We start from the raw sequence: 26,984 nt of genomic DNA, 5'->3' as shown, positions 1-26,984 counted from the left end.
TCTGAAGGTGACGCCCCCTTCCGCACGCTCACCAGCAATCGACGTCGTCCGCGTGCTTGCGCTCGTCTTCATCGTCTTTCGGCACACGTTTGTGGTTCCGCTCGACGAGCAGTCGATCCTTTTCTCGTGGACAGTGCCGTTCTTCTTCTTCCTCACAGGCTGGCTGTGGAAGCCTGGCGGTCGCACTGTGCGAGAAGAAGCCGAACGACGTTGGTCCTCTCTCGGACTGCCGTACGTATCGTGGTTCGCGATCATCTGGATAACGTTCCTCGTCACGTCCCTCGTCTCTGACAGCGTCGACCTCAGCCGTCTTCTGAAGCCGTTTGCGGGTTCAGTGCACGCCGCGCGTCCCTTCACGACGTTCTGGTTTATCTCGGCATTGTTCTTTGTCGCTGTGCTCTACCGACTCATCGACCGCCTTGCGATGATCGCTCAGCTCGGCATCGCGATCCTTCTCCTCGCCGCCGGTTGGGCCGTCGGGCCTCTTCTCTCGAAGTTGCCATTGTCAATCGGTACCGCGACCGTGTGCCTCGCCTTCGTGATCTTCGGTCGGTTCTTCAAGAATTTCGCCTCGAATGTCACTTCACGTCTCGCACTCATCGCGATGAGTGTCGTCCTGCTCGCCATCCTCGCGTCACCTGTGATACCTCCGATCGATGTGAAGTACGGTTTCTACGGCGCGCTCCTGGTCTCGGCATGCGTCTCTCTCGCTCTCTGTTGGGCCGTGATCATTCTCGCCAGCTTCTTGTTCGACAAGGCGCCACGGGCCGCCGCCGCAGTGCAACGTCCTGCTCGGATGCTGACATCAGTTGCGATGTGCGTCATTCTTACGCACCCATTCGTGCTCTACCTGCTCGGCGCCACGCAGGCCGACGCACGTTGGTGGCACTACTTGGTTGCCCTCATCGTCCCTTGGGCTCTCGGCCTCGCACTCGTCAGGACGCCGATTCGGAAGTACCTCATCGGAGGCTAGAGGCAGCAGCATCTGGCCAGGACGGACCTCGACCAACGGCCCGAGTCCAGTTTCTTCGGAGAAGCGCGGACGGCGCTTTCGATCAGCCATCCGAAGGTACAACGAGGCAGTTCTCGAGAGCCGCCTCTTGTACACGTGCCCTATCTTTTTCCCGTGCGTTCTCAGCTTGTCGCGTTCATATCGGAGCTGACCGACTGATGCGCCTCTCGGACACGGCCTCTCGGATGAGCGAAACGGGCGCTCAGGAGTACAGGTGATTCGTTCTCGCGCACGCGTCATCGCAGAAGCCGTCACGGCGTGCTGGTTTCACCCCGCAAGCGGTGCAGCGTCGGGCAAAGAGAAGCGTGCGCAGAAACGAGAACATCGTCGATACCTCAGGGAGCCGACACCGCGACCATCGGGGCGCAAGCCTTCGGGGGCTCGCTGGTCGCTCGGGAGGCGTCGTCCTCGAACTCGAGAAGCGGTCAGCGCTGGTGTACACAGGTGAAGACACGATGTCCTCGAATCCAGCGTCCAGAGGGCGCCGGAGGCCGACCAGCAGGAGACCGAGCTGGAGAACGACGCCGGCGACCTACCCTTTGCCCACATCCATCGGCACGATCACGGGCACGATGAGCAGCCGCGACAGGGCGACCGCGAACGGGTCCGGGCGCGGAAGAGCAACGGCTCTCACTTCATAGAACGACGGCAGCCCGAGACTTGGGGGCCTCCTGAGCCCTTCGGCGCCGACTCGACCTCTCGAGCGACGTCTCCTGTCCATAGGTCCTGCACGTCACTCCGATCGCTCTCACTATGTCGCGTTCAAGTCGGAGCTGACCGACCGACGCGCTTGTCGAGGCCTGCGTCGACACCTGAATTTCCACGCTCGGTCGACACGAGGGACCCCTCGGAGTGCTGGTTCAGAGGGATTCGCTCGCGACCAGTGCGGGAGCGGTTGCGCTCCAGCACTGGGTCGGATCGCCGCCGGCCGAGAGGGCGGCAGCCGCATCCTGGGCACTGCGTTCGACAGAGGAGGTCAGGAAGAAGCCGGTCGGTCCCTGCCGCACGCGGCGTCGCGCGAACCACCGTGCTGCGACGATGTGACCCCGCAGGCGAGGCAGAGACGGCGCGGAAGTATCGGACAGCGGAAAAGGGAACATCATCAGCACCTGTTGAATCGATGACGCGAACACAGTGCTGCAGAATCCGAGGTTCGCGGGCACCTCGGGAGGCAGCATCCTCAAGCATCCGGTTCCACGAGCGTCGACCACACGTTCGTCAGCACCAGGATCCATACGGAGACGAGGATCGCGTCGACCGCTGGTCAGAGGTCGTAGTAGTGGAAGGTCCTGGCGCAGTCGTCGGAGCAGAAGCCGGTCGACGTCGCCGGGCGGAGGCCGCACGCTTCGCACGGGCGGCGGCGACGGAGGCGAGCGAGCAGTCTGTTGAGCACGAAGGGCTTCCCAGTCGGTCGAGGGATGAGGCGATGTCACAGTAGAAGAGGGTCGTGCGGCGTGTTCGGTCACGGCGCGATCAGGAGGCCCCCTTGTCGCGGCCTGTCGCTTCTCGACCTGTCCGCCCCCGCTGGCACGCCGCTCTCCGCTGAACCGGCACATCTTTCTGGCCAAATGACACCCCTACGGGGACAATTTGGCGCGGAAGGCCGTATGATCGGCGCACGCGCCACCCCGAGTGCAGACCCGAAACCTCACTCGTCCCCCGATGGAACCCCGGTGCGTGAATCCCTGGACCGATCATGCTCATCGAACTCCCGCCCCGCCTGACGGGCGCCCGTCTCCTCCACCTCAACCACAAGAAGTGCGAGGCGTGCGGCAGCAATCGTGCCCGCCGTCACTCGCCCTTCTGCTCGCAGGAGTGCGCAAGCACGTTCGTCTACTACGACTGAACCGCCGCCCTCGTCGCGGAGCCGCCCCGAAGATCCCTCGAACGGCTCTCAGGAACACTCGTTCCTGAGAGCCGCGTCGTAGGGTGAGGCCCGTGAAGATCCTTGTCGTGGAAGACGATCCGGCCATGGGCGAAGCTCTCGTGGGAGGCCTCGGCGATGCCGGCTACGAGGCTGTGCTCACCACCAACGGCGTGGACGCGCTGGTCGCGTTCAGCAACGCCGAGTTCTCGGCGGCGATCGTCGACGTGATGCTGCCCGCGATGTCGGGATTCGAGATCTGCCGCCGCATCCGAGAGCTCGGCCGATCGACCCCGATCATGCTGCTCACCGCGCGGGACGCGATCGAGGACCGCGTCTTCGGCCTCGACGCCGGAGCGGACGACTACCTCACCAAGCCGTTCGCCTTCACCGAGCTGAACGCCCGACTCCGTGCCCTGCTGCGACGCAGCCCCTCGCTCATGTCCACCTCGATCGAGGTCGGACGCATCACGGTCGACGGCTCCAGCATCCGCCGCACTGCCGACGCCAGCCGCATCCACGTCAGCCCCAAGGAGCTCGAGCTCCTGAAGCTCCTCATCACACCCGTCGGATCCGTCGTCACGCGGCAGCGCATCCTCGCGGAGATCTGGGGCGGCGGCGAGATCGTCGACAACAACATCGTCGACCAGTACGTCAGCTACCTGCGTAAGAAGCTCCCGACCGACGACACCGGAGTGACCATCGTGACGGTGCGCGGCAAGGGCTACTTCCTCCGCCCGGTCGACTAGCCGTGGCAGCCCCGGCGCAGCCCGAGAGCCGACGGCCCACCGCCCTCTCCATCCGCGCGCGGATCACCATCGGGAGCGTCGCGGTCGCGTCGGTCCTGTTCGCGCTCGCGGCGCTCCTCTTCTACCAGGTCGTCTCCGGGATCGTGGAGCGCAGCGAGCGGACGATCCTCACCTCCATCGAGGACGAGATCCGACGCGACATCTCGGCCGGCAACGTGCCCCGCGCCCCGGCGACGTCGACCGGGCAGCTCTACCTCGCTCTGGCCCCCGACGGCTCTGTCGGCGCCACGACCATGCCGACCGCCCTCACCGATGCGGTGCTCGAGGACCTGCGGGAGACCGGAGCAGACACCACCGCTCGCTACGAGCAGCTCACCACCGGGAGCACGAGCTATCTGGCACGCGTCGCCGCGATCGACGACGACGGAGCGACGTGGTCGGTCGTGACCGCACGGGATCAGGCCGCCTCGCAGCTGGTCCTCGACGACTTCGCGCACGTGCTGGTCTACGCCGCGATCTTCCTCGTGGTCACGTTCGGGCTGGCGTCGTGGATCCTGACGGGCACCGCGCTCGCTCCGGTCCGCCGTATGCGGGCCCGGGCCGATCAGATCGCCGCCGACCCCGGGCAGGGCGACCAGCTGCCGGTCGTGGGCACCCGCGACGAGATCGACGAGCTCGCCGAGACGCTCAACGCGTTCCTGCAGAAGCAGAGCGCCTCGCTCGCGCGGGAGAAGCAGATGGTGTCGGATGCGAGCCACGAGCTCCGCACTCCCCTGGCCGCGCTGTCGGCGCAGCTCGAGATCGCGCACCACCGTGTGGAGGACTCCGCCGCGGTCGACCGGGTGATCCTGGACGCGCGCAAGAGCGTGGACCGGCTGGTGCGCCTCGCCTCCGCGCTGCTGGACATCTCGCGGATCGAGAGCCGGTCGGCGCGCCCCACGTCGCCGTTCGCCGAGCTCGTCGACGAGCTGGTCTCGGCCGTCGACCGCACCCGGCTCCTCGCGGCGGAGTCCGGCGTCGAGATCGACTACGAGATCGACGAGCGCGAACCCGCTCGCCTCTACGGAGTCGCGGCGCAGGATTTCGGGAGGGTGATCGACAACCTGGTCCGCAACGCGATCCAGGCGCTGGAGCGCGGAGGGACGGTGGTCGCCACGGTCGCCCAGAAGGACGGACGGCTGCTGCTCTCGGTCGCGGACGACGGACCGGGCATGCCCGACGAATTCATCCCGGTCGCCTTCGACCGCTTCTCGCGCCCGGACGACTCGCGGACTCTGGCGTCGGGCGGGAGCGGGCTCGGACTCGCACTGGTGCACACGACGGTGCTGTCAGCCGGCGGGACGGTCGGGATCGCGAATCGGGAGCCGCACGGGCTCGTGGTCGAGATCGTGCTGCCGCCGGTGGGGTCGGCGGCAGGGTAGGCGGGGGATCCGCCCCGACGAGGTCTCGAGAGCGGGAGGGGAGGGTCTCGATACGCCCCTGCGGGGCTACTCGACCAGCAGCACACTCCAGACCGCAACTGCGCGGGGCCGCTCGACCGGCAGCATGCTGCAGACCTCGGTGTCGCGCTTCATCCCCGGCGGTTGCACGACGAACGCCCCCGGCCGGAGCCGGGGGCGTTCGGGGTTGATCAGCGCTGGTCGTCCTCGGGGCGGACCGGCACCGGGTCGCCGACGTCGGCGGGCGGCGGGGCCCAGCTCGTCTGCGGAGCCTCCTCGGTCGCGGACTGCCCATCGAGAAGGTTCCGCCCGCGGTTCACGACCTCGGGGTCGGCCAGGACGGAGTAGCTCGTGGCGATGACCTGCATCGTCGAGGTGAAGTCCCGTCGACGGCGGTTCACCGCGTACGACGCCAGTCCGAAGAGCATGCCGAAGCCGGCACCGAGGAGCACGGCCGCGAACAGGAACGAGATCTGCGTGGTCGGCGAGAAGATGATGAGCAGCAGCCCGAGGAAGATTCCGAACCACGCACCCGAGGCGGCACCCGCCAGAGCGACCCTGCCCCAGGTGAGCTTGCCGGTGACGCGCTCCACGCTCTTCAGCTCGTTCCCGATGATGGCGAGCTGCTTGACCGGGAAGTCGGCGCGAGCGAGGACGTCGACGGCGGCCTGCGCCTCCTGGTAGGTGTCGAAGGTCGCGAGGATCTCGCCGCGCGGGATGGTCGGGAAGACCGCCTTGCGGCCGTTGAACGGCGTCTGCTGAGTCACTCGCTCAGAATCGCATGACGGTCTTGGAGGATTCTGGATGCGGTCGGGGAGCGGGCCGAGGGGCAGCAGGGAACGCTCGGCTCCCGTCCGGGCGGGCGGCACTAGGTTTGTAGCCGTGAGTTCCGCCAGAGTCTTCGTCGCGCGTTTGGTCGGATGCACCGTCTTCGACCCCGCCGGCGATCGCGTCGGCAAGGTCCGCGACGTGCTCCTGGTCTACCGCCAGAACGATCCGCCCCGCGTCGTCGGGCTCGTCGTCGAGATCCCCGGACGCCGCCGCGTGTTCGTCTCGATCGGCCGGGTGACGAGCATCGGCAGCGGCCAGATCATCACCACCGGGCTCATCAACGTGCGGCGCTTCGAGCAGCGCGGCGGCGAGGTCCGCGTGATCGCCGAGCTCCTGGGTCGACGGATGACCTTCGTCGACGGCTCGGGCGACGCCGTGGTCGAGGACGTCGCCATCGAGGAGGTCGGCCCCGGCGAGTGGCAGCTCGCCCAGCTGTTCGTCCGCCGGCCGAAGACCTCCCCCTCCCCCTTCGCGAAGGGGGCCACCACGTTCGCTGGCTGGCGCGAGGTCCGCGAGACGGGCTCCGGAGAGGCGCAGTCGGCCGAGCAGTACGTCGCGAGCCTCGCCGAGCTGAAGCCGGCCGACCTGGCCAGCACCCTCCTCGACCTGCCCACTCAGCGGATGCTGGAGGTCGCGGGCGAGCTCTCGGACGACCGCCTCGCGGACGTCCTCGAGGAGATGCCCGAGAGCGAGCAGGTCGAGATCCTCGGCCAGCTCGACGACGACCGTGCCGCCGACGTGCTCGATCAGATGCAGCCCGACGACGCGGCCGACCTCATCGCACAGCTCTCCGACGAGCGCGGCGAGGCGCTGCTGGGCCTGATGGAGCCCGAGGAGGCGGACGACGTCCGCATGCTGCTGACCTACGCGCCGGAGTCGGCCGGTGGTCTGATGACGACCGAGCCGATCATCGTGTCGGCCGAGGCCACCGTCGCAGAGGGGCTAGCCCTGATCCGTCGGCACGAGCTGGCCCCGGCGCTCGGTGCGGCCGTGTGCGTCACGCTGCCGCCGTACGAACCCCCGACCGGCCGGTTCCTCGGCATGGTCCACTTCCAGCGGATGCTCCGCTACCCGCCGCACGAGCGGCTCGGCACCCTGCTGGACCAGAGCTTCGACCCGATCACGCCCGACACCTCGGCCGCCGAGGTCGCCCGCATCCTCGCGAGCTACAACCTCGTCTCGGTGCCGGTGGTCGACGAGACGCACCGCCTCGTCGGTGTCGTCACCATCGACGACGTGCTCGACTACCTCCTCCCGGACGACTGGCGCAGCCACGACGGAGACGACGAACCACGCACACCGGTGAGCACGACCACGCGGGGCATCCCGCTGGTGCCGCCGCCCGCGAAGGCGGCGAGCGGCGGACGACGACGAGGACGGAGGGGTGCGCGTGGCTAAGGATGCGAAGCAGGATCGGCGGCTCGACGCCCCGAAGGGACTGCGCACCCGCGTGCTGCCGTTGCGCAACCGCCAGAGCAGCGATCGATTCGGGCGGCTGACCGAGTCGTTCGCCCGCGGCATGGGAACGCCCTGGTTCCTGTTCGGCATGACGATCTTCTGCGTCTTCTGGCTCGTCTTCAACACCTACGGCCCGGAGGACGCGCGCTTCGACTCGCAGGCGCTCGGCTTCACCGTGCTGACGCTCATCCTGTCGCTGCAGGCCTCGTACGCGGCGCCCCTCCTGCTCCTGGCGCAGAACCGCCAGGACGACCGCGACCGCGTGCAGATCGAGCAGGACCGCCAGCGCGCCGAGCGCAACCTGGCCGACACCGAGTACCTCGCCCGCGAGGTCGTCGCCCTACGTCTGGCGATCCGCGACATGGCCAGCAAGGACTTCATCCGCTCCGAGCTGCGGAGCCTGGTCGAGGAGCTCGAGAAGGACCGGGCGGAGCGGGACGGCGCCGCCGAGGAACTCGCTGCGCCGCTCGACGGAGCGGCGCGGAGCGACGCGGCCCGTGCCGACCGGACCCGCGCGGACACGTTCCGCTTCGAGGAGAACGGGGCGGAGCCGCTCGGGACCGAGCGCGGCGATGCCTGAGCCGACGCCCCTCGAGTCGGCGGTCCTCGCTTCTCTCGCCCGGGTCGTCGATCCCGAGATCCGTAAGCCCATCACGGAACTCGACATGGTCGAGTCGGTGGTCGCCGCCGCGGACGGGACGGTCGACGTCGCGATCCGCCTCACCATCGTCGGTTGCCCCGCTGCCTCCGCGATCGAGCGCGACGTGACCGAGGCCGTAGCCGGCACGCCCGGTGTCACCGCCGCCCGCGTCTCGGTCGGCGTCATGACTCCCGCCCAGCGCACCGCGCTGACGGAGCGGCTGCGCGGTGCGAAGCGCACCATGCCGTTCGGTCCGGACTCGCTCACCCGCGTCTACGCGGTGACGAGCGGCAAGGGCGGGGTCGGCAAGTCGACGGTCACCGCCAACCTCGCGGTCGCCCTCGCGCAACAGGGGCTCTCGGTCGGCCTGGTCGACGCCGATGTGCACGGCTTCTCGATCCCGGGTCTCCTCGGGCTCATGCACGAGGGGCGCGTCGCCGGGCCCACGCGGGTGGGCGAGCTGATGCTCCCGCCCGTCGCGCACGGCGTGAAGGTCATCTCGATCGGCATGTTCCTCGAGGGCGACACCCGCGGGGCGGCCGTGTCGTGGCGCGGGCCGATGCTGCACCGCACGATCTCGCAGTTCCTCACGGACGTCTACTTCGGCGATCTCGACGTCCTGCTGCTCGATCTGCCCCCCGGCACGGGAGACGTGGCCATCTCGATCGGACAGCTGCTGCCGCACGCCGAAGTCCTGATCGTGACGACTCCGCAGCCCGCGGCAGCGGATGTCGCCGAGCGGAGCGGCGCACTGGCGCGTCAGTCGGGCCAGCGGATCATCGGCGTGGTCGAGAACATGGCGGGTCTCCCCCAGCCCGACGGGACCGTGCTCGACCTCTTCGGGACCGGGGGCGGTGACGAGGTCGCACGGCGCCTCAGCGCGTCCGGGGACCAAGTGCAGGTCCTCGCCTCGCTGCCCATCAGCGTTGCTCTGCGCTCCGGTGGTGACGAGGGCGTCCCCGTCGTCGTCGGATCACCGGACGACCCGGCGGCACGGGCGATCACCGCGCTCGCCCGCACCCTCGTGGCGCGACCGCGAGGTCTGACCGGTCGACGGCTCCCGATGAGCGTGAACTGACCGACCCTGCGTCTATTGCGTGGCGCCGACGATCCGTCGGTGGCCGAGCCGCAGAGCCGGGCCGACGGTGTCAGGTGGCTTCGGAGTCGATCGGAGGCGGGGCGACGGCCGAGAGGCGGCCCTCGCCGGCCGAGCGCTTCATCGTCGTGTAATAGCTGTCCGCCGTCGACGTGGACCGGCCGCCCGTCGTGACGGGCGCGGCGACGGCGGTCGGCGGCTTGACGGTGGGAACGGGATCGTCCTCGAGGAGCGCGTCGCGGATGATCCGACGCGGGTCGTACTGGCGCGGATCGAGCTTCCGCCAATCGACCTCGTTGAACTCCTCGCCCATCTCGTCCTTGACCCGTTCGCGCGCCTGAGTGGCGAATCCGCGCACCTTGCGCACGAGCTGACCCAGCTGTGCGGCGTAGTGCGGGAGGCGGTCGGGGCCCAGCACGAAGACGGCGATCACTCCGATGATGAGGAGCTTGTCGAACGTCAAACCGAACACGAGACAAGAGTAACCCGCCGCGCCTGCGGCACCGACCCCGCGCGCCACCGTAGCCTTGCCTCGCGCGGACGCGATCCGTCCGCCGCATCGACCAGAGGAGCCCGACCGTGTCCGACAAGGATGCCAACTGGAAGTACGCCGAGGACGCGGTCGTCGAGCCCGAGGCCATCGCCTCCGCTCGCCGCCTCTCGGTCGAGCTGGGCATCGACGCGGTCGCGCCGTCCATCGGCGCGCAGTCCTCGCTCATCGCGGCCGCCGCCCGCGCCTCGCAGATCATCGAGATCGGCACCGGCACCGGAGTGAGCGGTCTGTGGCTCCTCGACGGTGCTCCGGAGGCGATGCTGACCTCGATCGACTCGGAGGCGGTGCACCAGCAGCACGCCCGCGCCCAGTTCCACGAGGCCGGCATCTCGCCGAACCGCCTCCGCCTCATCCCGGGGCGGGCCCTCGAGGTGCTGCCGCGGATGAACGAGAACTCCTACGACATCGTCTTCGTCGACGGCGATCCCCTGCAGGTGATCGAGAACGTCGAGCACGCGCTGCGGCTGGTCCGTCCGGGCGGAACCGTCCTGATCCCCCACGCGCTCTGGCGCGGCCGAGTGTCGAACCCCGCTCAGCGCGACGAGATCGCCTCGGCGTTCCGGACCCTCGTCGCCGAGATCAGCGCGTCGCCGGCGGTGGTGAGCATCCTCTCCCCCATCGGAGACGGACTGCTGCAGGCGAACAAGCGCAGGGCGTGAAGACCCGCCCCGTCGCAACCGGCTCCTGAACGAGGGAACGCCCGCCGCACGGAGTGCGACGGGCGTTCTCGACGGTGCCGGTGGATCCCCGTCAGGCGGGGGTCACCACCGATGCGAGAGCATCGTGCAGCTCTTTCGCCTCTGCATCGTTGACCGAGACGACGAGTCGTCCGCCTCCTTCGAGCGGAACGCGCACGACGATGAGTCGACCCTCCTTAACAGCCTCCATCGGTCCGTCTCCGGTCCTGGGCTTCATGGCCGCCATAGAGTTCCCCTTTCGTGACGTATCCCCCTATTATCGTGCATCCGCGGTCTTCGAGAAATCGCGCTCTCCGGCACGCCCGCGCGGGGTCGATCACGGGGGCGTCCAGTCGTAGCCGTCGACGGCCCAGCAGGCCGAGATCCAGAGGATCTGCCCGCCGATCCCGAGCAGCACCACGACGACCCGGAAGAGCGGCGAGCGGGGCACGGCCAGTGCGCCCACGAGCGGGAACAGCGGGCCGAGCAGCCGGAAGGTGCTCGACTGGGGGAAGAAGAACGCGAGGAGGTAGACGGCGTACCCGGCGATCCACGCGCGGCTGAACAGGTCGAGCCTCCGCGTCCACGGCGCTGCCATGATCCCCGCGAAGGCGACGACCAGCAGCACCACGAGCACGATCCCGACCGCGGGCGACTCGAACCACCACTGCCCCCACCAGGCGCCACCCTGGAACCATGAGGTGAACGGGAGCAGCTCCTGGTAGCCGATGTAGGAGGAGCGCCAGGCCAGCTCGGTGTCGGTGTAGGCGGTCATCGAGCCGGTGACGGCCCAGGCCGCGGCCGGCCAGAGGAAGCCGACGACGAGCCCCCACACGGTCAGCGCCACGGTCGGGAGCCACTCCGCGCGCTCGAAGGGCTCACGGGAGCGGCGGAGGACGCGGACGAGGACGTAGAGCCCCATCGCCGCGGCGAAGGCGAGACCGCTGGGCCGGGTGAGGCCGAGCAGCAGGACGACCGGGAACACGAGCGCGAAGCGGCGGCGGACGAGCAGGAGGAGCACGATCGCGGTCAGCATCATGGCCGCCGACTCGGCGTACGCCAGCTGCAGCAGGGGCGAGGTCGGCGCCACGCAGAAGAGGAGCACGGCGATGAGCGACTGGCTCTCGCTCAGCGAGTGGCGCAGGAGGCGGTACAGGACCAGGCACGCGACCGCTCCGCAGATCACCGAGACGGTGACCGCGGCACTCCCCCAGCCCAGGCCCGTGACCAGCATGAGCAGTCGCACCACGGCCGGGTAGAGCGGCATGAACGCCCAGGCGTTCTCTCCGATCTCGCCCTCCGCGGTCACGGGGAGCTCGGAGGGGTAGCCGGCCGTCGCGATGATCTCGTACCAGCGGCCGTCCCAGAGGCTGGCGAAGGCGGAGTAGGAGGGCGACGGGCCGGTCCAGGCGTTCGCGGCCTGGTTCGCGGCGAACTGCAGGAGGATCGTCGTCGTCACGACTCGGGTCAGCACGAAGACGCCCAGCACCCGCGCCCACCAGGGCACGAGTCGGAGGCGGGCCCGGCGGCGGGTGCTCAGCACCGGGGCGACGGCGCTCACGCGGGGGTGCTCAACCAGCGGCGGAGGCCCTCGGTGCACGCCGTGATCTCGTGCACGGCGACGCGCTCGTCGTCGGCGTGCGCCTTCAGCGGATCGCCCGGTCCGTAGTTCACCGCGGGGACGCCGAGCGCCGAGAAGCGCGCGACGTCCGTCCAGCCGTACTTCGGCTTGGCCTCGGCGTCGACCGCGGCGAGGAAAGCCTGCGCGAGCGGAGCGTCGAGGCCGGGACGCGCCCCCTCCGCCAGGTCGACGACCTCGACCTCGAAGCCGTCGAAGAGCTCGCGGAGGTGCTGGACGGCCTCCGCCCCGGTGCGGCTCGGGGCGAACCGGTAGTTGACGTGCACCGTGCAGAGGTCGGGGATCACGTTGCCGGCGACGCCTCCGGAGATCCGGACCGCGTTGACGCCCTCGCGGTAGAGAAGGCCGTCGACCTCGACGACGCGCGGTTCGTAGGCGGCGAGGCGCTCGAGGATCGGCGCGGCGGCGTGGATCGCGTTCTCGCCGACCCAGCTGCGCGCCGAGTGCGCCCGCCGCCCTCGCGTGACGACGTCGACGCGGAGCGTGCCGTTGCAGCCTCCCTCGACCTCGCTGCTCGTGGGCTCGCCGAGGACGGCGAAGTCGGCGGTGAAGAGATCCGGGCGGTTCCGGGAGAGGCGGCCGAGCCCGTTGAGGTCGGACGCGACCTCCTCGTTGTCGTACCACATCCAGGTGATGTCGACAGCGGGCTCGGTCAGCTCCGCCGCGAGCACGAGCTGGACCGCGACTCCGGCCTTCATGTCGACGGTTCCGCGGCCGACGAGGTGGTCGACTCCGCCGATCGTCTCGTCGACGACGGGCAGGTTGTCGTTGATCGGGACGGTGTCGAGGTGGCCGGCGATGACGACCCGCTGAGCACGCCCGAGAAGGGTCCGTGCGACCACCGTGTCGCCGTCGCGCACGACCTCGAGGTGCGGGAAGTCGGACAGGGCGGACTCGATGGCGTCGGCCAGTGCCGACTCCGCCCCGGAGACCGACGGGATGTCGCACAGCACCCGGGTCAGCGCGATCGGATCGGAGCGCAGATCCAGGGGCGCGACGGGCGGAGCGGCGGGGGTCGGAGCGGCCATGGCACCCAGGGTAGCGGCCGGATGCCGCGCGCTACCCTGGGTGCCATGACCCCCGAGCACTCCTCAGACTCCTCCGCGCCCGCCTCCGCCTGGGGCTACGGGCTCGCCACCATCGCCTCGGACGGCACCGTCCTCGACACCTGGTTCCCGGAGCCGCGCCTGGGCACGATCCCCGCCGGACGGGACCCGTGGATCGTCCCCGCGGAGTTCGAGGCGCTCGCGGGCGAGGACGCGCGGCGCGAGGTCCGGATCGACGTGGTCACGCTGCAGATCGACCTGCAGGCGCCCCCGGCCTCGACGTCGGACGCCTACCTCCGCCTGCACCTGCTGTCGCACCTGCTGGTGCAGCCCAACACGATCAACCTCGACGGGATCTTCGCCCACCTGGCGAACGTCGTCTGGACGAACGCGGGCCCGGTCTCTCCGGACGCGTTCACCCGGCTCCGTCCCTCGCTCCGCCGCCACGGGATCCAGGCGGCCGGCATCGACAAGTTCCCGCGGCTGACCGACTACGTCACTCCGGCGAAGGTCCGGATCGCCGACACGTCCCGCGTGCGCCTGGGTGCGCACCTCGCTCCGGGGACGACGGTCATGCACGAGGGCTTCGTGAACTTCAACGCGGGAACACTCGGCAGCTCGATGGTCGAGGGGCGCATCTCGCAGGGCGTCGTCGTCGGCGACGGTTCGGACATCGGCGGCGGCGCCTCGATCATGGGCACCCTGTCGGGCGGAGGGACGCAGCGGATCTCGATCGGGGCGCGCGCGCTGCTCGGTGCGAACTCGGGAATCGGCATCTCGATCGGGGACGACTCGGTGGTCGAGGCGGGGCTGTACGTCACCGCCGGGACGAAGGTCGTCGTCGTGGGCGGGGCGCCGCGCGCCGACGGGCGCCCGCAGACGGTGAAGGCCGTCGAGCTGTCGGGGGTGCCGAATCTGCTGTTCCGCCGCAACTCGCTGACGGGAGCGGTGGAGGTGCTGGCCCGCACCGGTGCGGGGATCGAGCTGAACACGGCGCTGCACGCCTGAGAGCGGGCTGGGGGGTCTCGATACGCCCGCGGGGCGGGCCACTCGACCAGCAAGCCGGGGACGGACGATGCCGCCTCCGCGGGTGCGGAGGCGGCATCGGGGCGGCGGGTCAGCTGCCGGTGGGCCAGTGGCGCTCGGGAGCGCCCATGTAGAGCTGCTGGGGGCGGCCGATCTTGGTCTGCTTGTCGATGTTCATCTCGCGCCAGTGGGCGATCCAGCCGGGCAGGCGTCCGATCGCGAAGAGCACGGTGAACATCCGCGTCGGGAAGCCCATCGCCTTGTAGATGACGCCGGTGTAGAAGTCGACGTTCGGGTAGAGGCGGCGCTCCTTGAAGTAGTCGTCCTCGAGCGCGAGGGCCTCGAGCTCCATCGCGATGTCGAGCAGCGGATCCTTCACTCCGAGCGCCTGCAACACCTCGGAGGCGCTCTCCTTGACGAGCTTGGCGCGCGGGTCGTAGTTCTTGTACACCCGGTGGCCGAAGCCCATCAGGCGCACGCCCTCCTCCTTGTTCTTCACCCGCTCGACGAAGGTCTGGACGCTCTCGCCCGATTCGCGGATGCGGCCGAGCATCGTCAGGACCGCCTCGTTCGCGCCGCCGTGCAGCGGGCCGAAGAGCGCGTTGATGCCGGCGGAGACGGAGGCGTAGAGGTTGGCCTCGGTCGAGCCGACCAGGCGCACCGTCGACGTGGAGGCGTTCTGCTCGTGGTCCTCGTGCAGGATCAGCAGGCGGTCGAGGGCCTTGGAGAGCACAGGGTCGACGTCGTACTTCTCGGCCATGGTGCCGAAGTTGAGGCGGAGGAAGTTGTCGACGAAGCTCAGCGAGTTGTCGGGGTAGAGGAAGGCCTGCCCGATGCTCTTCTTGTGCGCGTAGGCCGCCATGACGGGCAGCTTCGCGAGCAGACGGATCGTGGTGAGCTCGACCGCCTCCGGATCCTTCGGGTTCGAGCTGTCCTCGTAGTAGGTCGAGAGCGCCGAGACTCCGGCCGAGAGCACCGACATGGGGTGGGCGCTGTGCGGGAGCGCGTCGAAGAAGCGCTTGAGATCCTCGTGGAGCAGCGTGTGACGGCGGATGCGCTCGTCGAAGCCGGCGAGCTCGTCGGCGGTGGGCAGCTCGCCGTAGATGAGGAGCCACGCGACCTCGAGGTACGTCGCGTTCGTCGCGACCTCCTCGATCGGGTACCCGCGGTAGCGCAGGACGCCCTTGTCGCCGTCGATGTAGGTGATCTGCGACTTGGTCGCCGCGGTGTTCACGAAGCCGTAGTCGAGCGACATGAAGCCGGTCTGCTTCGTCAGGGTCGAGAAGTCGATGCTCGAGGCGCCGTCGACGCTGCGGAGGATCGGGAACTCGGCGGTGCGATCGCCGAAGGTGAGCGTGACCTTCTGGGGCTCGGCCTCGGCCGCAGCCGGCGCGCTCTCCGTGGCGGGCTCCGGTGCCTCCACCGTCGCGGTTCCGTCGCTCTGCGTGCCGGATTCGGTCACAACGCCTCCCAGGTCGTCACGGTCGCTCCCGGCAGCGCGCTCGCACGGAGCGGGCGGCGCCGGGTGTGTGGGCGGTGCAGCCGGCGCCGTTGTGTGGCGACATCGACCGAACCTCCTACAGCCTAAGGGCACAGCAGGGGACCTGCTGCACCGGCCAGTGGTCCCCGGCGCGGGTTGTGGGACTGCGACAGAAGCGGCCGACGGCCGTCGCTAGGAGAGGCCCGCGGACAGCCGGGACGCGGCCGCGTCGATCCGCTCGTCGGTCGCCGTCAGCGACAGGCGCACGTGCTCGGTGAAGTGGTCGCCGTAGAAGACGCCGGGTCCGGCGAGCACGCCGATCCGCGCGAGCCGCTCGATCGACTCCCACGCGGGCCGCCCCTCGGTGGCCCAGAGGTAGAGGCCCGCCTCGCTGCGGTCGATGCGGAAGCCGGCGGACTCGAGGGCGGGACGCAGCCGATCGCGGCGCGCTCGGTAGCGCTCCTTCTGCTCCGCCACGTGCGCGTCGTCGCCCAGGGCGGTGATCATCGCCTCCTGGAGCGGACCCGGCACGATCATGCCGGCGTGCTTGCGGACGGTCACGAGGCGCGCGATGAGGGACGAGTCGCCCGCGACGAACGCGGCGCGGTAGCCGGCGAGGTTCGACTGCTTGCTGAGCGAGTAGACGCCCAGGACGCCCTCGCGGCTCGCTCCGACCACCCGGGGGTCGAGGATGCTCGGGATCGGCTCGTCGGCCCAGCGGCCCTCCCAGCCGAGCTCGGCGTAGCACTCGTCTCCGGCGATGACTGCGCCCAGCTCGCGAGCCCGCTCCACCGCGCGCGTCAGTGCCGGCACATCGAGTACCGCGCCGTCGGGGTTTCCCGGCGAGTTCAGCCAGACGAGGCGGGTGGAGTCGGGCCACTCGGCCGGATCGTCCGAGGCGAGCACGGAGGCGCCGGCGATCGCCGCGCCCATCGCGTAGGTCGGGTAGGCGGCGCGGGGGTGGACCACCACGTCGCCCTCGCCGAGGCCGAGCAGGAAGGGGAGCCAGGCGACGAGCTCCTTCGAGCCGATGGTGGGCAGGACCTCGTCGACGCCGATGCCCGGGACTCCGCGACGGCGGGCGAACCAGGCGGCGATCGCCTCGCGCAGGGCGGGCGTGCCGACCGTCGTCGGGTAGGAGTGCGCGTCCGTCGCCCGCGCGAGCGCCTCGCGGATGAGGGCGGGCGTGGGATCGACGGGCGAGCCGATCGAGAGATCGACGATGCCGTCGGGATGCGAGGACGCGAGCGCCGTCGCGGGACCCATCAGGTCCCAGGGGTAGTCGGGCAGGGCTCCGAGCGCCACCGGAGGGCCGCTCAGTGGCCCTGGGGCGGCAGCACCGCGATGACCGGGTGGTCCTTCGCGATCACGCCGATCTTGGCGGCTCCGCCCGGGGAGCCGATCTCGTCGAAGAACTCGACGTTCGCCTTGTAGTAGTCGGACCACTCCTCGGGGAGGTCGTCCTCGTAGTAGATCGCCTCGACGGGGCAGACCGGCTCGCAGGCACCGCAGTCGACGCACTCGTCGGGGTGGATGTAGAGCGAGCGCTCGCCTTCGTAGATGCAGTCGACCGGGCATTCGTCGATGCAGGCGCGGTCTTTGACATCGACGCACGGAAGTGCGATCACGTAGGTCACGGTCGTGGCGTCCCTTCGAACAGAGGCTTCTATCGTACGCGGAGCGACGGGGCGTCGAGTCCCGCAGGCTCCGCCTCGGGTGCAGGAGGCGTCGGGGGTGTGGGGCGCAGGCGCGGCCAGGCGATCACGACCAGCGCGATCAGGCCGGGGGCGAAGGTCCACACGACGCCGAGGCCGTTCGCGGGGACCAGCACCGAGCCTCCCGCACTGCGCAGCGCCAGCAGGCCGATGACACCGAGGAGCCCCATGGCCGCGCAGAACGCGACGAAGCGGTCGATCATCACGAGGCGGAGCCCCAGGAGGAGGAGGAGCACCGCGGCGAGCGACGCCACCAGCCCGAGCGGCAGGACTGCGTCGCCGACGACGACGGTGCTCTGGTGGGCGATGGTGGTGATCGCTCCGACGACGGCGCCGACGAGCACCGAGAGCACGCCCGAGACGACGCGGGAGCGGAGGTCGGGCCGTTCCTCCGGAACGGGCGCGTCCGGCGACGCGGCGAGAGCGGGCGCCGGACGGAAGCGCTCCACGCCGCCGACGGGGAAGGCCGGGCCGCTGGAGAGCCGGGCCGACTCGCCCTCCACCACGATCTGCGTGGCGTGCGCCTGCAGTGCGGCGCGCTTGCGGGCGTAGTCCTCGTCGCCGAGCTCGATGACGACGTCGCCGTCCTCGGGAGGCGTCCCCTCGGGCAGGACCGCGAGGTAGCGGATCCCGAGCAGCTCGGCGGCTCGGCGCGCGACGCTCGCCGCACGCACGTGATCGGGGTGGCCGTAGCCGCCCCCCGCGTCGTAGGACAGCACGACGCCCGCGCGGGTCTGCTGGAGGACGGCGACGAGATCGGCGATCTCCTCCTCCTCCGGAGCGGCCGTGAAGGCTGCGGGATGCACGGGCTCGAGCGGGACCGGCACGCGGCCGGGGCCCCACTGCATGCCGGAGTCGCGGTAGACGCGCGGAGCGGCGCCCCGCGCGCGGGCGTTCTCGGCTCCGAGGAAGCGGTGATCCGCGACTCCGAGGGCCGTCAGCGCCACGACGAGCTCGGTCGTGCGGTGCGAGGCGAGCTCGTCGGAGCCCTCGAGCGCCGCGAGGTCCTCGGGGATCACCTCTCCGCACTCGCCGCGCGTGGCGGTGACGACGGTGACCGCCGCTCCCTGCGCGGCGAGGCGGGCGAGGGTGCCGCCCATGGTCAGGGTCTCGTCGTCGGGGTGCGCGTGGACCGCGACGACCCTCTCGTGCACTCCAGCTGGGCTCGCGTCCACACTCCACCTTCCGTCCGGCACGCGGATGCGCACCCGGCGCGCTTCTGGACAGGCGCTCGGGCGGCGCACTACAGTCGACTCCGGTAAGGCAAGGCTTACCGAAGGATGAGGCCCGGGGCGGGGGTCGTCCCACCCCTCCCGCGATCGACCGAGAGAACACGCGTGCTCGCAAATTACCTCATCGGCCTCCGCGAAGGCCTCGAAGCCGGCCTCGTGGTCGGCATCCTCGTCGCGTACCTGACGAAGCTCGGGCGCCGCGACGTGCTGCCACGCCTGTGGACCGGCATCGCCGCGGCCGTCGCGATCTCGCTCGTGACCGGGGCGATCCTGACCTGGGGCCCCTACGGGCTGTCGTTCCAGGCGCAGGAGCTGCTCGGCGGCGGGCTGTCGATCCTGGCGGTCGGCCTCGTCACCTGGATGATCTTCTGGATGGGCGCGAACGCCCGGAGCCTCAAGGGCGAGCTGGAGTCGCGGCTCGACGCCGCCGTCGGCGGATCCGCCCTCGGGATCGTCGTGCTCGGCTTCGTGAGCGTCGGCCGCGAGGGGATCGAGACCGCCCTGTTCGTCTGGGCCAGCGTCTCCTCGAGCAGCGCCTCCTCCGGGGCGGAGGCCTGGACCGGCACGATCGGCGCCCTCCTGGGCATCCTCTCGGCGGTCGTCATCGCGTACCTGATCTTCCGCGGCTTCGTCCGGATCGATCTCGGCCGGTTCTTCACCTGGACGGGCGGCTTCCTGATCGTGGTCGCGGCGGGCGTGCTCTCGTACGGCGTCGGAGACCTGCAGGAGGCGTCGCTCCTGCCCGGCTGGGGCGCCCCGCTGTTCAGCCTCGGTGCGGTGCTGCCGGCACCGATCTCCGCGATCCTCGGTGGGCTCTTCAACTACACGCCGGAGCCGACCGCGCTGCAGTTCACCGCCTGGCTCGCGTACCTCGTCGTCGTCGGCGCCCTCTTCGTCCGCCAGGTCCGGCTCCGCCGGCCGCGTCGGGGCAGCGCGGCCCCGGTCGCGACTCCCGTTCGCACCTCCGTCTGATCCCGGCACCGCCGGTTCCACCCCCTACTCCAGGAGAACCATGCCCTCGCGCGCAGTCCCCCGCCGTTCCCCGCTCCCCCGCCTCGTCTCCGGCCTCGCCGGTGCCGGAGTCCTCGCGTTCGCGCTCTCCGGCTGCGTGCCGAACTCGGCCGCCTCCTCCTCGGCGGCGCTCGACGTCGCCATCAGCGACGAGGCCTGCGACGTCTCGGCCGCGACCGCCTCGGCCGGAGCGGTGACCTTCTCGCTCGCGAACGAGGGCACGGACGTCAACGAGTTCGAGATCCTCGCGGACGACAAGCTGCGGATCGTCGGCGAGAAGGAGAACGTGACGCCCGGGCAGACCGTGTCCTACGTCGCCCAGCTCGAGCCCGGCACGTACTACACGGCCTGCAAGTTCCAGCAGGTCGGCGCTCCCATCGGCCTGTCCGAGTTCACCGTCACCGGTGAGGCCACCGAGCAGTCCGCGGACGAGAAGGCGGCGACGGAGGCGGCCGTGACCAACTACGTCGCCTACGTGAAGTCGCAGGCGGGCGAGCTCCTCCCCGCTGTGCAGGCTTTCAGCGACGCCTACGTGGCCGGCGACGACGAGACGGCGCGCGGCCTCTTCGCGTCGACACGCGTCTTCTACGAGCGCATCGAGCCCACCGCGGAGGCGTTCGGCGACCTCGACCCGAAGATCGACTACCGCGAGGTCGACGCCGTCGCCGAGGGCCTGGACTGGACCGGCTTCCACCGCATCGAGAAGGACCTCTGGGTCCCGGCGCAGGACGCGCTCAACTCCGACGGCACGAGCGCCTACCTCGACTGGGCGCCGTCGACCCCGGAGCAGCGCGCCGAGTTCGGCCAGGGGCTCGTGGACGACGTGCAGAGCCTCTACGACCTCGTGAACGCCGACGACTTCACCGTCTCGGTCGGTGACATCTCGAACGGCGCCATCGGCCTGCTCGACGAGGTCGCCGCGGGCAAGATCACCGGCGAGGAGGACTGGTGGTCGGGAACCGACCTGATGGACTTCGCCGCCAACGTCCAGGGTGCGGAGGTCGCCTTCGGCAACGTCGAGCCGATCGCGACAGCCTCGGGCGACGAGGGCGCCGCACTGACCGCCGACATCACGGAGCAGTTCACCGCACTCGACACGCTGCTCGCGCAGTACGGCTCGATCGACGCAGGCTTCGCGCCCTACTCCTCGGTGACCGATGAGCAGAAGAAGGAGCTCTCGGACCAGGTGAACGCCCTCTCGGAGCCGCTGTCGCAGCTCACCCACACGGTGCTCGGCGTCGAGGAGCCCGCGGAGTAGATGGACGACGACCAGCAGGACACCGCGGCGGACGTCTCCCCCGACTCCGCCGCCCCCGTCGAGCAGCCCCGCCGCCTCTCGCGGCGCGGGCTGCTCGGCCTCGTCTCGGCCGGAACCGCGGGGATCGCCGCGGGCGTCGGCGGGACCGTCGCGGTCGCCTCCGCGACGACCGCGAACGCCTCCGGCGCCTCGAACACGGTGCCGTTCTTCGGCTCGAACCAGGCCGGGATCACGACCGCGGCGCAGGACCGGCTGCACTTCGCCTCCTTCGATCTCGCGTCGGGCACCACCCGCGAGGACCTGATCGAGCTGCTGCAGGACTGGACGCTCGCCGCGTCGCGACTGACGCGCGGACTCGACGTCAGCGAGGAGGGCGCGGTCGGCGGACCCGACACCGCGCCTCCGGACGACACGGGCGAAGCGCTCGGGCTCGACGCCGCGGCGCTGACGATCACCTTCGGCTTCGGCCCCGGCGTGTTCACCGACGCGGACGGCGCCGACCGCTTCGGGCTCGCGGCCCGTCGTCCGCCCGCACTCGAGACGCTCCCCCGCTTCCGCGGCGACGCCCTCGTGCCGGCGGCGAGCGGAGGCGACCTGTGCATCCAGGCCTGCGCGAACGACCCGCAGGTCGCGGTGCACGCGATCCGCAACCTCAGCCGCATCGCCTTCGGCCGGGCGTCGCTCCGCTGGTCCCAGCTCGGCTTCGGGCGGACGTCGTCGACGTCGACGGCGCAGGCCACTCCGCGCAACCTCTTCGGCTTCAAGGACGGCACGGCCAACGTGAAGTCGGAGGAGACGGACGCGGTCCAGGAGCACGTCTGGGTGCAGGAGTCGGACGGTCCGGACTGGCTCGTGGGCGGCAGCTACCTCGTGGCCCGCAAGGTCCGCATGATCATCGAGACCTGGGACCGGAGCCAGCTCGGCGAGCAGGAGCGGGTGATCGGGCGGAGCAAGGGCTCGGGCGCGCCGCTCTCGGGCGGGGACGAGTTCGCCGAGCCGGACTTCACGGCGACCGGAGCGACCGGGGCGCCGCTCGTCGACCGGGCGTCGCACGTGCGGCTCGCGCATCCGTCGGTCAACAACGGCGCGCGGCTGCTGCGCCGCGGATACAACTTCGTCGACGGGAACGACGAGCTCGGGCGCCTGAACGCGGGGCTGTTCTTCCTGTCGTTCCAGCGGTCGCCGGAGCAGTTCATCACGGTGCAGCGCTCGCTCGCGGACGATGCGCTGAACGAGTACATCAAGCACGTGGGGTCGGCGCTGTTCGCGGTGCCGCCCGGGGTGCGGGGCGAGGGTGACTTCGTGGGGTCGGGGCTGTTCGGCTGAGCGGAGGGGGCGCCCCTCCCTGCTGATCGAGTAGGCCGCGAAACGGCCGTATCGAGATCCGGGGCTCCTGGAGCACGTGGGTCTCGATACGCCGCGAAGCGGCTACTCGACCAGCCAGGGGGGGGGAAGCAGAAGACCGGCCGGAGGCAACCTCCGACCGGTCTCGAGCCGAGCGGGCGCGCGGGGCGCCCGGCGGGATCAGCCCTGCTTCTTCAGACGGCTGGTCTGGCGGGCGCGCGCGTTCGCGTCGAGCTCGACCTTGCGGATGCGGACGATCTCGGGGGTGACCTCGACGCACTCGTCCTCGCGGGCGAACTCGAGGCACTCCTCGAGCGTCAGCTGGCGCGAGGGCGTCATCGACTCGAACGTGTCGGAGGTGGACTGACGCATGTTGGTCAGCTTCTTCTCCTTGGTGATGTTCACGTCCATGTCGTCGTTGCGCGAGTTCTCGCCGATGACCATGCCCTCGTAGACCTCCTCCGTGGGGTTCACGAAGAAGGTCATGCGCTCCTGGAGCGCGATGATCGCGAACGGAGTGACGACACCGGTGCGGTCGGCGACGATCGAGCCGTTGTTGCGGGTGACGATGGCGCCCGCCCACGGCTCGTAGCCGTGCAGGATGGCGTTCGCGATGCCGGTGCCGCGCGTGGTGGTGAGGAACTCGGTGCGGAAGCCGATCAGACCGCGCGAGGGGACGATGAACTCCATGCGGACCCAGCCGGTGCCGTGGTTCGCCATGTTCTCCATGCGGCCCTTGCGCGCGGCGAGGAGCTGCGTGATCGCGCCGAGGTACTCCTCCGGAGCGTCGATGGTCAGGTGCTCGAACGGCTCGTGCGTCTTGCCGTCGACCTGGCGGGTGACCACCTGGGGCTTGCCCACGGTGAGTTCGAAGCCCTCGCGGCGCATCTGCTCGACGAGGATCGCCAGCGCGAGCTCGCCTCGGCCCTGGACCTCCCACGAGTCGGGGCGGCCGATGTCGAGGACCTTGAGCGACACGTTTCCGATGAGCTCGCGGTCGAGGCGGTCCTTGACCATGCGCGCGGTGAGCTTGTGGCCCTTGACCTTGCCGACGAGCGGCGAGGTGTTGGTGCCGATGGTCATCGATATCGCCGGGTCGTCGACCGTGATGGCCGGCAGCGGGCGGATGTCCTCCGGGTCGGCGATCGTCTCGCCGATGGTGATCTCGGGGAAGCCCGCGATCGCGACGATGTCGCCGGGGCCGGCGGACTCGGCCGGGTAGCGGTCGAGCGCCTTCGTGATCAGGAGCTCGGTGATGCGGGCGTTGGTGTGCGTGCCGTCGTGGTGCACCCAGGCGACGGTCTGGCCCTTCTTGATGTTGCCGTTGAAGACGCGCAGCAGCGCGAGGCGGCCGAGGAACGGCGAGGCGTCGAGGTTCGTGACGTGAGCCTGGAGGGGCGCCTCGTCGTCGAAGGTCGGCGCGGGGATGTGCTTGAGGATCGCCTCGAAGAGCGGCTCGAGATCCTCGGCGTCGGGCAGCGTGCCGTTCTCGGGCTTGTTGGAGGACGCGCGGCCCGCCTTGCCGGAGGCGTAGACGACGGGCACGTCGAGGATCGCGTCGAGGTCGAGGTCGGGGACGTCGTCCGCCATGTCGGAGGCGAGGCCGAGGAGGAGGTCCTGGCTCTCGGCGACGACCTCGTCGATGCGCGCATCCGGACGGTCGGTCTTGTTGACCAGGAGGATCACGGGCAGCTTGGCCTCGAGCGCCTTGCGGAGCACGAAGCGGGTCTGCGGGAGGGGGCCCTCGGACGCGTCGACGAGGAGGCACACGCCGTCCACCATCGAGAGGCCGCGCTCGACCTCGCCGCCGAAGTCGGCGTGGCCCGGGGTGTCGATCACGTTGATCGTGATGGGGCCCTCGGTCGCGTGCTTGCCGCGGTACGAGACCGCGGTGTTCTTCGCGAGGATCGTGATGCCCTTCTCGCGCTCGAGCTCGTTCGAGTCCATCGCGCGCTCGTCCACGTGGGCGTGCGCATCGAAGGAGTTCGTCTGCTTGAGCATGGCGTCGACCAGAGTGGTCTTGCCATGGTCGACGTGGGCGACGATCGCGACGTTGCGCAGGTCGGAGCGGGTGGCACTTGCCATGTGAACGGACTCGTCTCGTGTTCTCGTGCAGTAAGGGGGACCCTCCATCGTACCGCAGGCGCGCTCCGGAACGACGGAGGGCCCCGATCCGGCCCGATCACCCCGCGGGAAGCGGGATTCTCGGGCGCGGAACGGGGCCCTCGCGGCGGTGGATCAGACCGCGAACTCGATCCCGGCGCCGGGGATCGCCTCGAGCAGTTCGCGGGTGTACTGCTGCTGCGGCGAGTCGAACACCGTGTCGGTCGGCGCGTGCTCGACGATGCGGCCCTTCTGCATCACGCAGACGTCGTCCGCGATGACGCGGACCACGGCGAGGTCGTGCGTGATGAACAGGTAGGTCAGCCCGAGCTCGGCCTGCAGATCGGCGAGCAGGCGGAGGATCTGCGCCTGCACGAGCACGTCGAGCGCCGAGACGGCCTCGTCGAGCACGACGATCTCGGGCTTGAGGGCCAGCGCCCGCGCGATGGCGACGCGCTGGCGCTGCCCGCCGGAGAGCTCGTTCGGGTAGCGGCCCGCGATGACGCGCGGGAGCGACACCTGGTCGAGCAGCTCGAAGACGCGCTCGCGCTGCGAGGCGCGATCGCCGACCTTGTGCACCCGGAGGGGCTCCGAGATCGTGTTGCCGATGTTGTGCAGCGGGTCGAGCGAGCCGTACGGGTCCTGGAACACCGGCTGCATCGAGCGGCGCAGCGCCAGCATCTCCTTGCCGCGGAGCTTCTCGGTGCGGCGCCCGTCGATCGAGATGGCCCCCTTGGTGGCGGTCTCGAGGCCGAGCACGAGGCGCGCGATCGTCGACTTGCCCGAACCCGACTCCCCGACGAGGGCGGTGGTGGTGCCCTTGGGGATCGAGAACGAGACGTCGTCGACGGCCGTGAAGTCCTCCGCCTTCAGCCCGCCGCGGCGGATCTTGAACACCTTGGTGAGGTTCTCGATCTCGATCATCGGCTTCGTCGTCGTGGGGGCTCCCGCGTGGGTGCCCGCCGCGCGGACGAGGTCGACCTCGGCGACGGCGGCGGACTCGCCGGGCACCGACTCCTTCGCGGCTCCGGCCGTCGACTGGATGCGGCGCGACGCGAGGCTCGGAGCCGCGGCGATCAGGCGCTGCGTGTAGGGGTGCTGCGGGTTCTGCAGCACCTCGACCGAGGCGCCGGACTCGACGATGCGGCCCTTGTACATCACGATGAGCTTCTCGGCGCGCTCGGCGGCGAGGCCCAGGTCGTGCGTGATGAAGAGCAGCGCGGTGCCGTCGGTCCTCGTCAGAGTCTCGAGGTGATCGAGGATCCGCCGCTGCACCGTCACGTCGAGGGCCGAGGTCGGCTCGTCGGCGATGAGGAGCTGCGGGGCCGCGGCCAGGCCGATGCCGATCAGCACGCGCTGGCGCATGCCTCCGGAGAACTGGTGCGGGAACTGCTTCAGGCGCTTCTCGGCGTCGGCGAGGCCGGCGTTCTGCAGCACCTCGATCGCCTTGGCGCGCACCTCCTTGCGGCCGGTCGCGAGACCGTTCGCTCGGATGGTCTCCTCGACCTGGAAGCCGACCGACCAGACCGGGTTCAGGTTCGACATCGGATCCTGCGGGACGTAGCCGATGCGGCGGCCGCGGATGTCCTCGAGCTCGGGCCGGGTCGCCTTCGCGAGGTCCTTCCCGTCGAAGAGCACGGAGCCGCCGGTCACCTTGCCGGAGCCGGGGAGCAGGCCGATGATCGCCGCGGCGGTCGTCGACTTGCCCGAGCCCGACTCCCCCACGATGGCGACGGTCTGGCCGTGCTCGATCGTGAGGCTGACGCCGCGCAGGGCGGGCACCAGGCCGCTGCCGGTCTGGAAGCCGACCTCGAGGTCGGTGACCTGGAGCAGGGGCCCCTTCGGAGTGGTCGAGTCGGTCATCGGAGGGCCCTCGCCTTCGGGTCGAGCGCGTCGCGCAGGGCCTCGCCCATGAGGATGAAGCTCAGCACGGTGATGGTCAGCGCGGCGGACGGGTAGATCAGCGTCTGCGGGTTGGTCCGCAGGTCGCGCTGGGCCTGGCTGATGTCGTTGCCCCACGACATCACGGAGCCGGGGAGGCCGACGCCGAGGAACGACAGGGTCGCCTCCGCGGTGATGGCCGCACCGAGCGAGATCGTCGTGACGACGATGACGGGGGCGATGGAGTTGGGCATGACGTGGCGGAACAGGATCGCCATGCGGGACAGGCCCGTGGCGGTCGCGGCCCCGACGAAGTCCGACTGCTTCACCCGCAGCACCTCGGAGCGGAGGACGCGAGCCGTGGTCGGCCACGCGAACGCGCCGATCGCCAGGGCGATGACGAACACGTTCCGGTGCGCCGAGAAGACCGACATGATCACGACGGCGGCGAGGATGTAGGGGATCGAGAAGAAGATGTCGCCCGCGCGCATGATGACGGTGTCGACCCAGCCGCCGAAGAAGCCGGCGAGGGCTCCTCCGATGACACCCGTGATCGTGGTGATCAGGATGACGATGAGGCCCACCGTGAGCGAGGTCGACGTGCCGTGGATGATCCGGGCGTAGACGTCGCAGCCCTGCTTCGTGAAGCCCAGGACGCTGCCGTCGCCGGGGCCCTGGTTGCTGAAGCCGAGGTCGCACGCCCGCGGGTCGACGGAGGTGAAGAGGGTGGGGAGCAGCGCGACCGCGACGATCAGCACGATCATCGCGCCCGAGATCCAGAACATCGGCCGGCGGCGCAGGTCCTGCCAGGCGTCGGTCCACAGGTTGCTGGGCTTCTCGTCGAGCGAGACGGCGTCGACCGAGGCGATCGGCGTCTCCTCGAGCGGTGCCACGAAGTGATCGATGCGACGGGGGGCGTCGCGGTTCATC

At 70.2% G+C, this 26,984-nt stretch carries 25 protein-coding genes; 12 read left to right on the top strand and 13 right to left on the bottom strand.

All coding sequences use genetic code 11. The features are described 5' to 3' along the window. Positions 1-7 precede the first annotated feature (7 nt). Entirely contained in the window at positions 8-973 is a 966-nt protein-coding gene (locus C1I63_RS11820; protein WP_146168456.1) for an acyltransferase family protein, read from the top strand. Positions 974-1,872: 899 nt separating this feature from the next. Here the strand turns inward: C1I63_RS11820 and C1I63_RS19510 are convergent. Next, positions 1,873-2,190, bottom strand: coding sequence for a hypothetical protein (locus C1I63_RS19510; protein WP_146168455.1), 318 nt, complete (start codon positions 2,188-2,190; stop codon positions 1,873-1,875). 518 nt (positions 2,191-2,708) lie between these two features. Between C1I63_RS19510 and C1I63_RS19785 the strand changes: the two genes are divergently transcribed. From C1I63_RS19785 to C1I63_RS11810, 3 genes are all read left to right on the top strand, one after another. Beyond that, complete coding sequence (locus C1I63_RS19785) at positions 2,709-2,858, top strand: hypothetical protein (RefSeq protein ID WP_170116373.1); 150 nt, start codon at positions 2,709-2,711, stop codon at positions 2,856-2,858. Between the two features lie 125 nt (positions 2,859-2,983). Beyond that, positions 2,984-3,625: a response regulator transcription factor gene (locus tag C1I63_RS11815; protein WP_107574906.1), complete on the top strand. Its 642-nt coding sequence runs from the start codon at positions 2,984-2,986 to the stop codon at positions 3,623-3,625. A gap of 2 nt (positions 3,626-3,627) precedes the next feature. Then, entirely contained in the window at positions 3,628-5,046 is a 1,419-nt protein-coding gene (locus C1I63_RS11810) for a sensor histidine kinase (RefSeq protein ID WP_107574905.1), read from the top strand. A 209-nt stretch (positions 5,047-5,255) separates the two neighbouring features. Here the strand turns inward: C1I63_RS11810 and C1I63_RS11805 are convergent, their stop codons facing one another. Further along, positions 5,256-5,831, bottom strand: a complete 576-nt coding sequence (locus tag C1I63_RS11805; protein ID WP_244907053.1) for a YflT domain-containing protein — start codon at positions 5,829-5,831, stop codon at positions 5,256-5,258. Positions 5,832-5,946: 115 nt separating this feature from the next. Here C1I63_RS11805 and C1I63_RS11800 point away from each other — a divergent pair, with 115 nt between their 5' ends. Genes C1I63_RS11800 through C1I63_RS11790 form a run of 3 tightly spaced genes read left to right on the top strand, consistent with a single transcriptional unit; the run spans position 5,947 to position 9,071 of the window. Further along, positions 5,947-7,293 (top strand): magnesium transporter MgtE N-terminal domain-containing protein, encoded by a 1,347-nt coding sequence (locus C1I63_RS11800; protein ID WP_055788538.1) that lies wholly within the window; start codon positions 5,947-5,949, stop codon positions 7,291-7,293. After that, positions 7,286-7,933: a DUF1003 domain-containing protein gene (locus tag C1I63_RS11795; protein ID WP_082481114.1), complete on the top strand. Its 648-nt coding sequence runs from the start codon at positions 7,286-7,288 to the stop codon at positions 7,931-7,933. The genes C1I63_RS11800 and C1I63_RS11795 overlap by 8 nt, the downstream gene beginning before the upstream one ends. Then, entirely contained in the window at positions 7,926-9,071 is a 1,146-nt protein-coding gene (locus tag C1I63_RS11790; protein ID WP_107574904.1) for an Mrp/NBP35 family ATP-binding protein, read from the top strand. Before C1I63_RS11795 ends, C1I63_RS11790 begins: the two co-directional genes overlap by 8 nt. Before the next feature lie 70 nt (positions 9,072-9,141). Here the strand turns inward: C1I63_RS11790 and C1I63_RS11785 are convergent, their stop codons facing one another. Beyond that, positions 9,142-9,561 carry a twin-arginine translocase TatA/TatE family subunit gene (locus C1I63_RS11785; RefSeq protein WP_082481053.1) on the bottom strand — a complete coding sequence of 140 codons (420 nt, stop codon included), beginning with the start codon at positions 9,559-9,561 and terminating at the stop codon, positions 9,142-9,144. A 107-nt stretch (positions 9,562-9,668) separates the two neighbouring features. Here C1I63_RS11785 and C1I63_RS11780 point away from each other — a divergent pair, with 107 nt between their 5' ends. Further along, positions 9,669-10,301, top strand: a complete 633-nt coding sequence (locus tag C1I63_RS11780) for an O-methyltransferase (RefSeq protein ID WP_107574903.1) — start codon at positions 9,669-9,671, stop codon at positions 10,299-10,301. Between the two features lie 91 nt (positions 10,302-10,392). On the opposite strand, the gene C1I63_RS11775 is transcribed toward C1I63_RS11780, so the two are convergent. The 3 genes from C1I63_RS11775 to dapE all read right to left on the bottom strand — a co-directional run bounded on the left by C1I63_RS11775 (position 10,393) and on the right by dapE (position 12,986). Continuing rightward, positions 10,393-10,566, bottom strand: coding sequence for a DUF3117 domain-containing protein (locus C1I63_RS11775; RefSeq protein WP_077221916.1), 174 nt, complete (start codon positions 10,564-10,566; stop codon positions 10,393-10,395). 90 nt (positions 10,567-10,656) lie between these two features. Then, the gene (locus C1I63_RS11770) at positions 10,657-11,880 is read right to left on the bottom strand and encodes a hypothetical protein (protein ID WP_243590887.1); all 1,224 of its coding nucleotides are present in this window, start codon (positions 11,878-11,880) and stop codon (positions 10,657-10,659) included. Beyond that, positions 11,877-12,986 carry a succinyl-diaminopimelate desuccinylase gene (gene dapE, locus C1I63_RS11765; RefSeq protein WP_107574902.1) on the bottom strand — a complete coding sequence of 370 codons (1,110 nt, stop codon included), beginning with the start codon at positions 12,984-12,986 and terminating at the stop codon, positions 11,877-11,879. Before dapE ends, C1I63_RS11770 begins: the two co-directional genes overlap by 4 nt. 45 nt (positions 12,987-13,031) lie before the next feature. Between dapE and dapD the strand changes: the two genes are divergently transcribed. Continuing rightward, entirely contained in the window at positions 13,032-14,012 is a 981-nt protein-coding gene (dapD, locus tag C1I63_RS11760) for a 2,3,4,5-tetrahydropyridine-2,6-dicarboxylate N-succinyltransferase (RefSeq protein WP_107574901.1), read from the top strand. A gap of 109 nt (positions 14,013-14,121) precedes the next feature. Here dapD and C1I63_RS11755 read toward each other — a convergent pair whose 3' ends face one another. The 4 genes from C1I63_RS11755 to C1I63_RS11740 form a co-directional block, all read right to left on the bottom strand. Then, positions 14,122-15,453: a citrate synthase gene (locus C1I63_RS11755; RefSeq protein WP_082481113.1), complete on the bottom strand. Its 1,332-nt coding sequence runs from the start codon at positions 15,451-15,453 to the stop codon at positions 14,122-14,124. A gap of 249 nt (positions 15,454-15,702) precedes the next feature. Beyond that, positions 15,703-16,815, bottom strand: a complete 1,113-nt coding sequence (dapC, locus tag C1I63_RS11750; protein WP_107574900.1) for a succinyldiaminopimelate transaminase — start codon at positions 16,813-16,815, stop codon at positions 15,703-15,705. A gap of 11 nt (positions 16,816-16,826) precedes the next feature. Continuing rightward, a complete protein-coding gene (gene fdxA / locus C1I63_RS11745; protein WP_055788519.1) occupies positions 16,827-17,147 on the bottom strand; it encodes a ferredoxin in 321 nt (106 codons plus the stop codon). Positions 17,148-17,176: 29 nt separating this feature from the next. Next, on the bottom strand, positions 17,177-18,379 hold the full coding sequence (locus C1I63_RS11740; RefSeq protein ID WP_107574899.1) for a PIG-L family deacetylase: 1,203 nt from the start codon (positions 18,377-18,379) through the stop codon (positions 17,177-17,179). A 183-nt stretch (positions 18,380-18,562) separates the two neighbouring features. On the opposite strand from C1I63_RS11740, the gene efeU reads away from it, so the two are divergent. From efeU to efeB, 3 genes are read left to right on the top strand one after another with little or no spacing between them, the layout of a single operon-like run. Further along, complete coding sequence (gene efeU, locus C1I63_RS11735) at positions 18,563-19,429, top strand: iron uptake transporter permease EfeU (RefSeq protein ID WP_107574898.1); 867 nt, start codon at positions 18,563-18,565, stop codon at positions 19,427-19,429. Positions 19,430-19,469: 40 nt separating this feature from the next. Next, the gene (gene efeO / locus C1I63_RS11730; protein ID WP_107574897.1) at positions 19,470-20,726 is read left to right on the top strand and encodes an iron uptake system protein EfeO; all 1,257 of its coding nucleotides are present in this window, start codon (positions 19,470-19,472) and stop codon (positions 20,724-20,726) included. Further along, complete coding sequence (efeB, locus tag C1I63_RS11725; RefSeq protein ID WP_107574896.1) at positions 20,727-22,052, top strand: iron uptake transporter deferrochelatase/peroxidase subunit; 1,326 nt, start codon at positions 20,727-20,729, stop codon at positions 22,050-22,052. Positions 22,053-22,250: 198 nt separating this feature from the next. Here efeB and typA read toward each other — a convergent pair whose 3' ends face one another. The 3 genes from typA to C1I63_RS11710 form a co-directional block, all read right to left on the bottom strand. Continuing rightward, entirely contained in the window at positions 22,251-24,155 is a 1,905-nt protein-coding gene (typA, locus tag C1I63_RS11720; protein ID WP_055788504.1) for a translational GTPase TypA, read from the bottom strand. Between the two features lie 153 nt (positions 24,156-24,308). Continuing rightward, positions 24,309-26,036, bottom strand: coding sequence for a dipeptide ABC transporter ATP-binding protein (locus C1I63_RS11715; protein WP_107574895.1), 1,728 nt, complete (start codon positions 26,034-26,036; stop codon positions 24,309-24,311). Continuing rightward, a complete protein-coding gene (locus C1I63_RS11710) occupies positions 26,033-26,983 on the bottom strand; it encodes an ABC transporter permease (RefSeq protein ID WP_094742663.1) in 951 nt (316 codons plus the stop codon). Before C1I63_RS11710 ends, C1I63_RS11715 begins: the two co-directional genes overlap by 4 nt. Position 26,984: the final 1 nt, after the last annotated feature.

It is taken from the genome of Rathayibacter caricis DSM 15933 (assembly GCF_003044275.1).
In the GTDB taxonomy this organism is placed as follows: Bacteria; Actinomycetota; Actinomycetes; order Actinomycetales; family Microbacteriaceae; genus Rathayibacter; species Rathayibacter caricis.
Note: the sequence above shows the minus strand (reverse complement) of the source record. Positions and strands in the feature narration are given on the sequence as shown.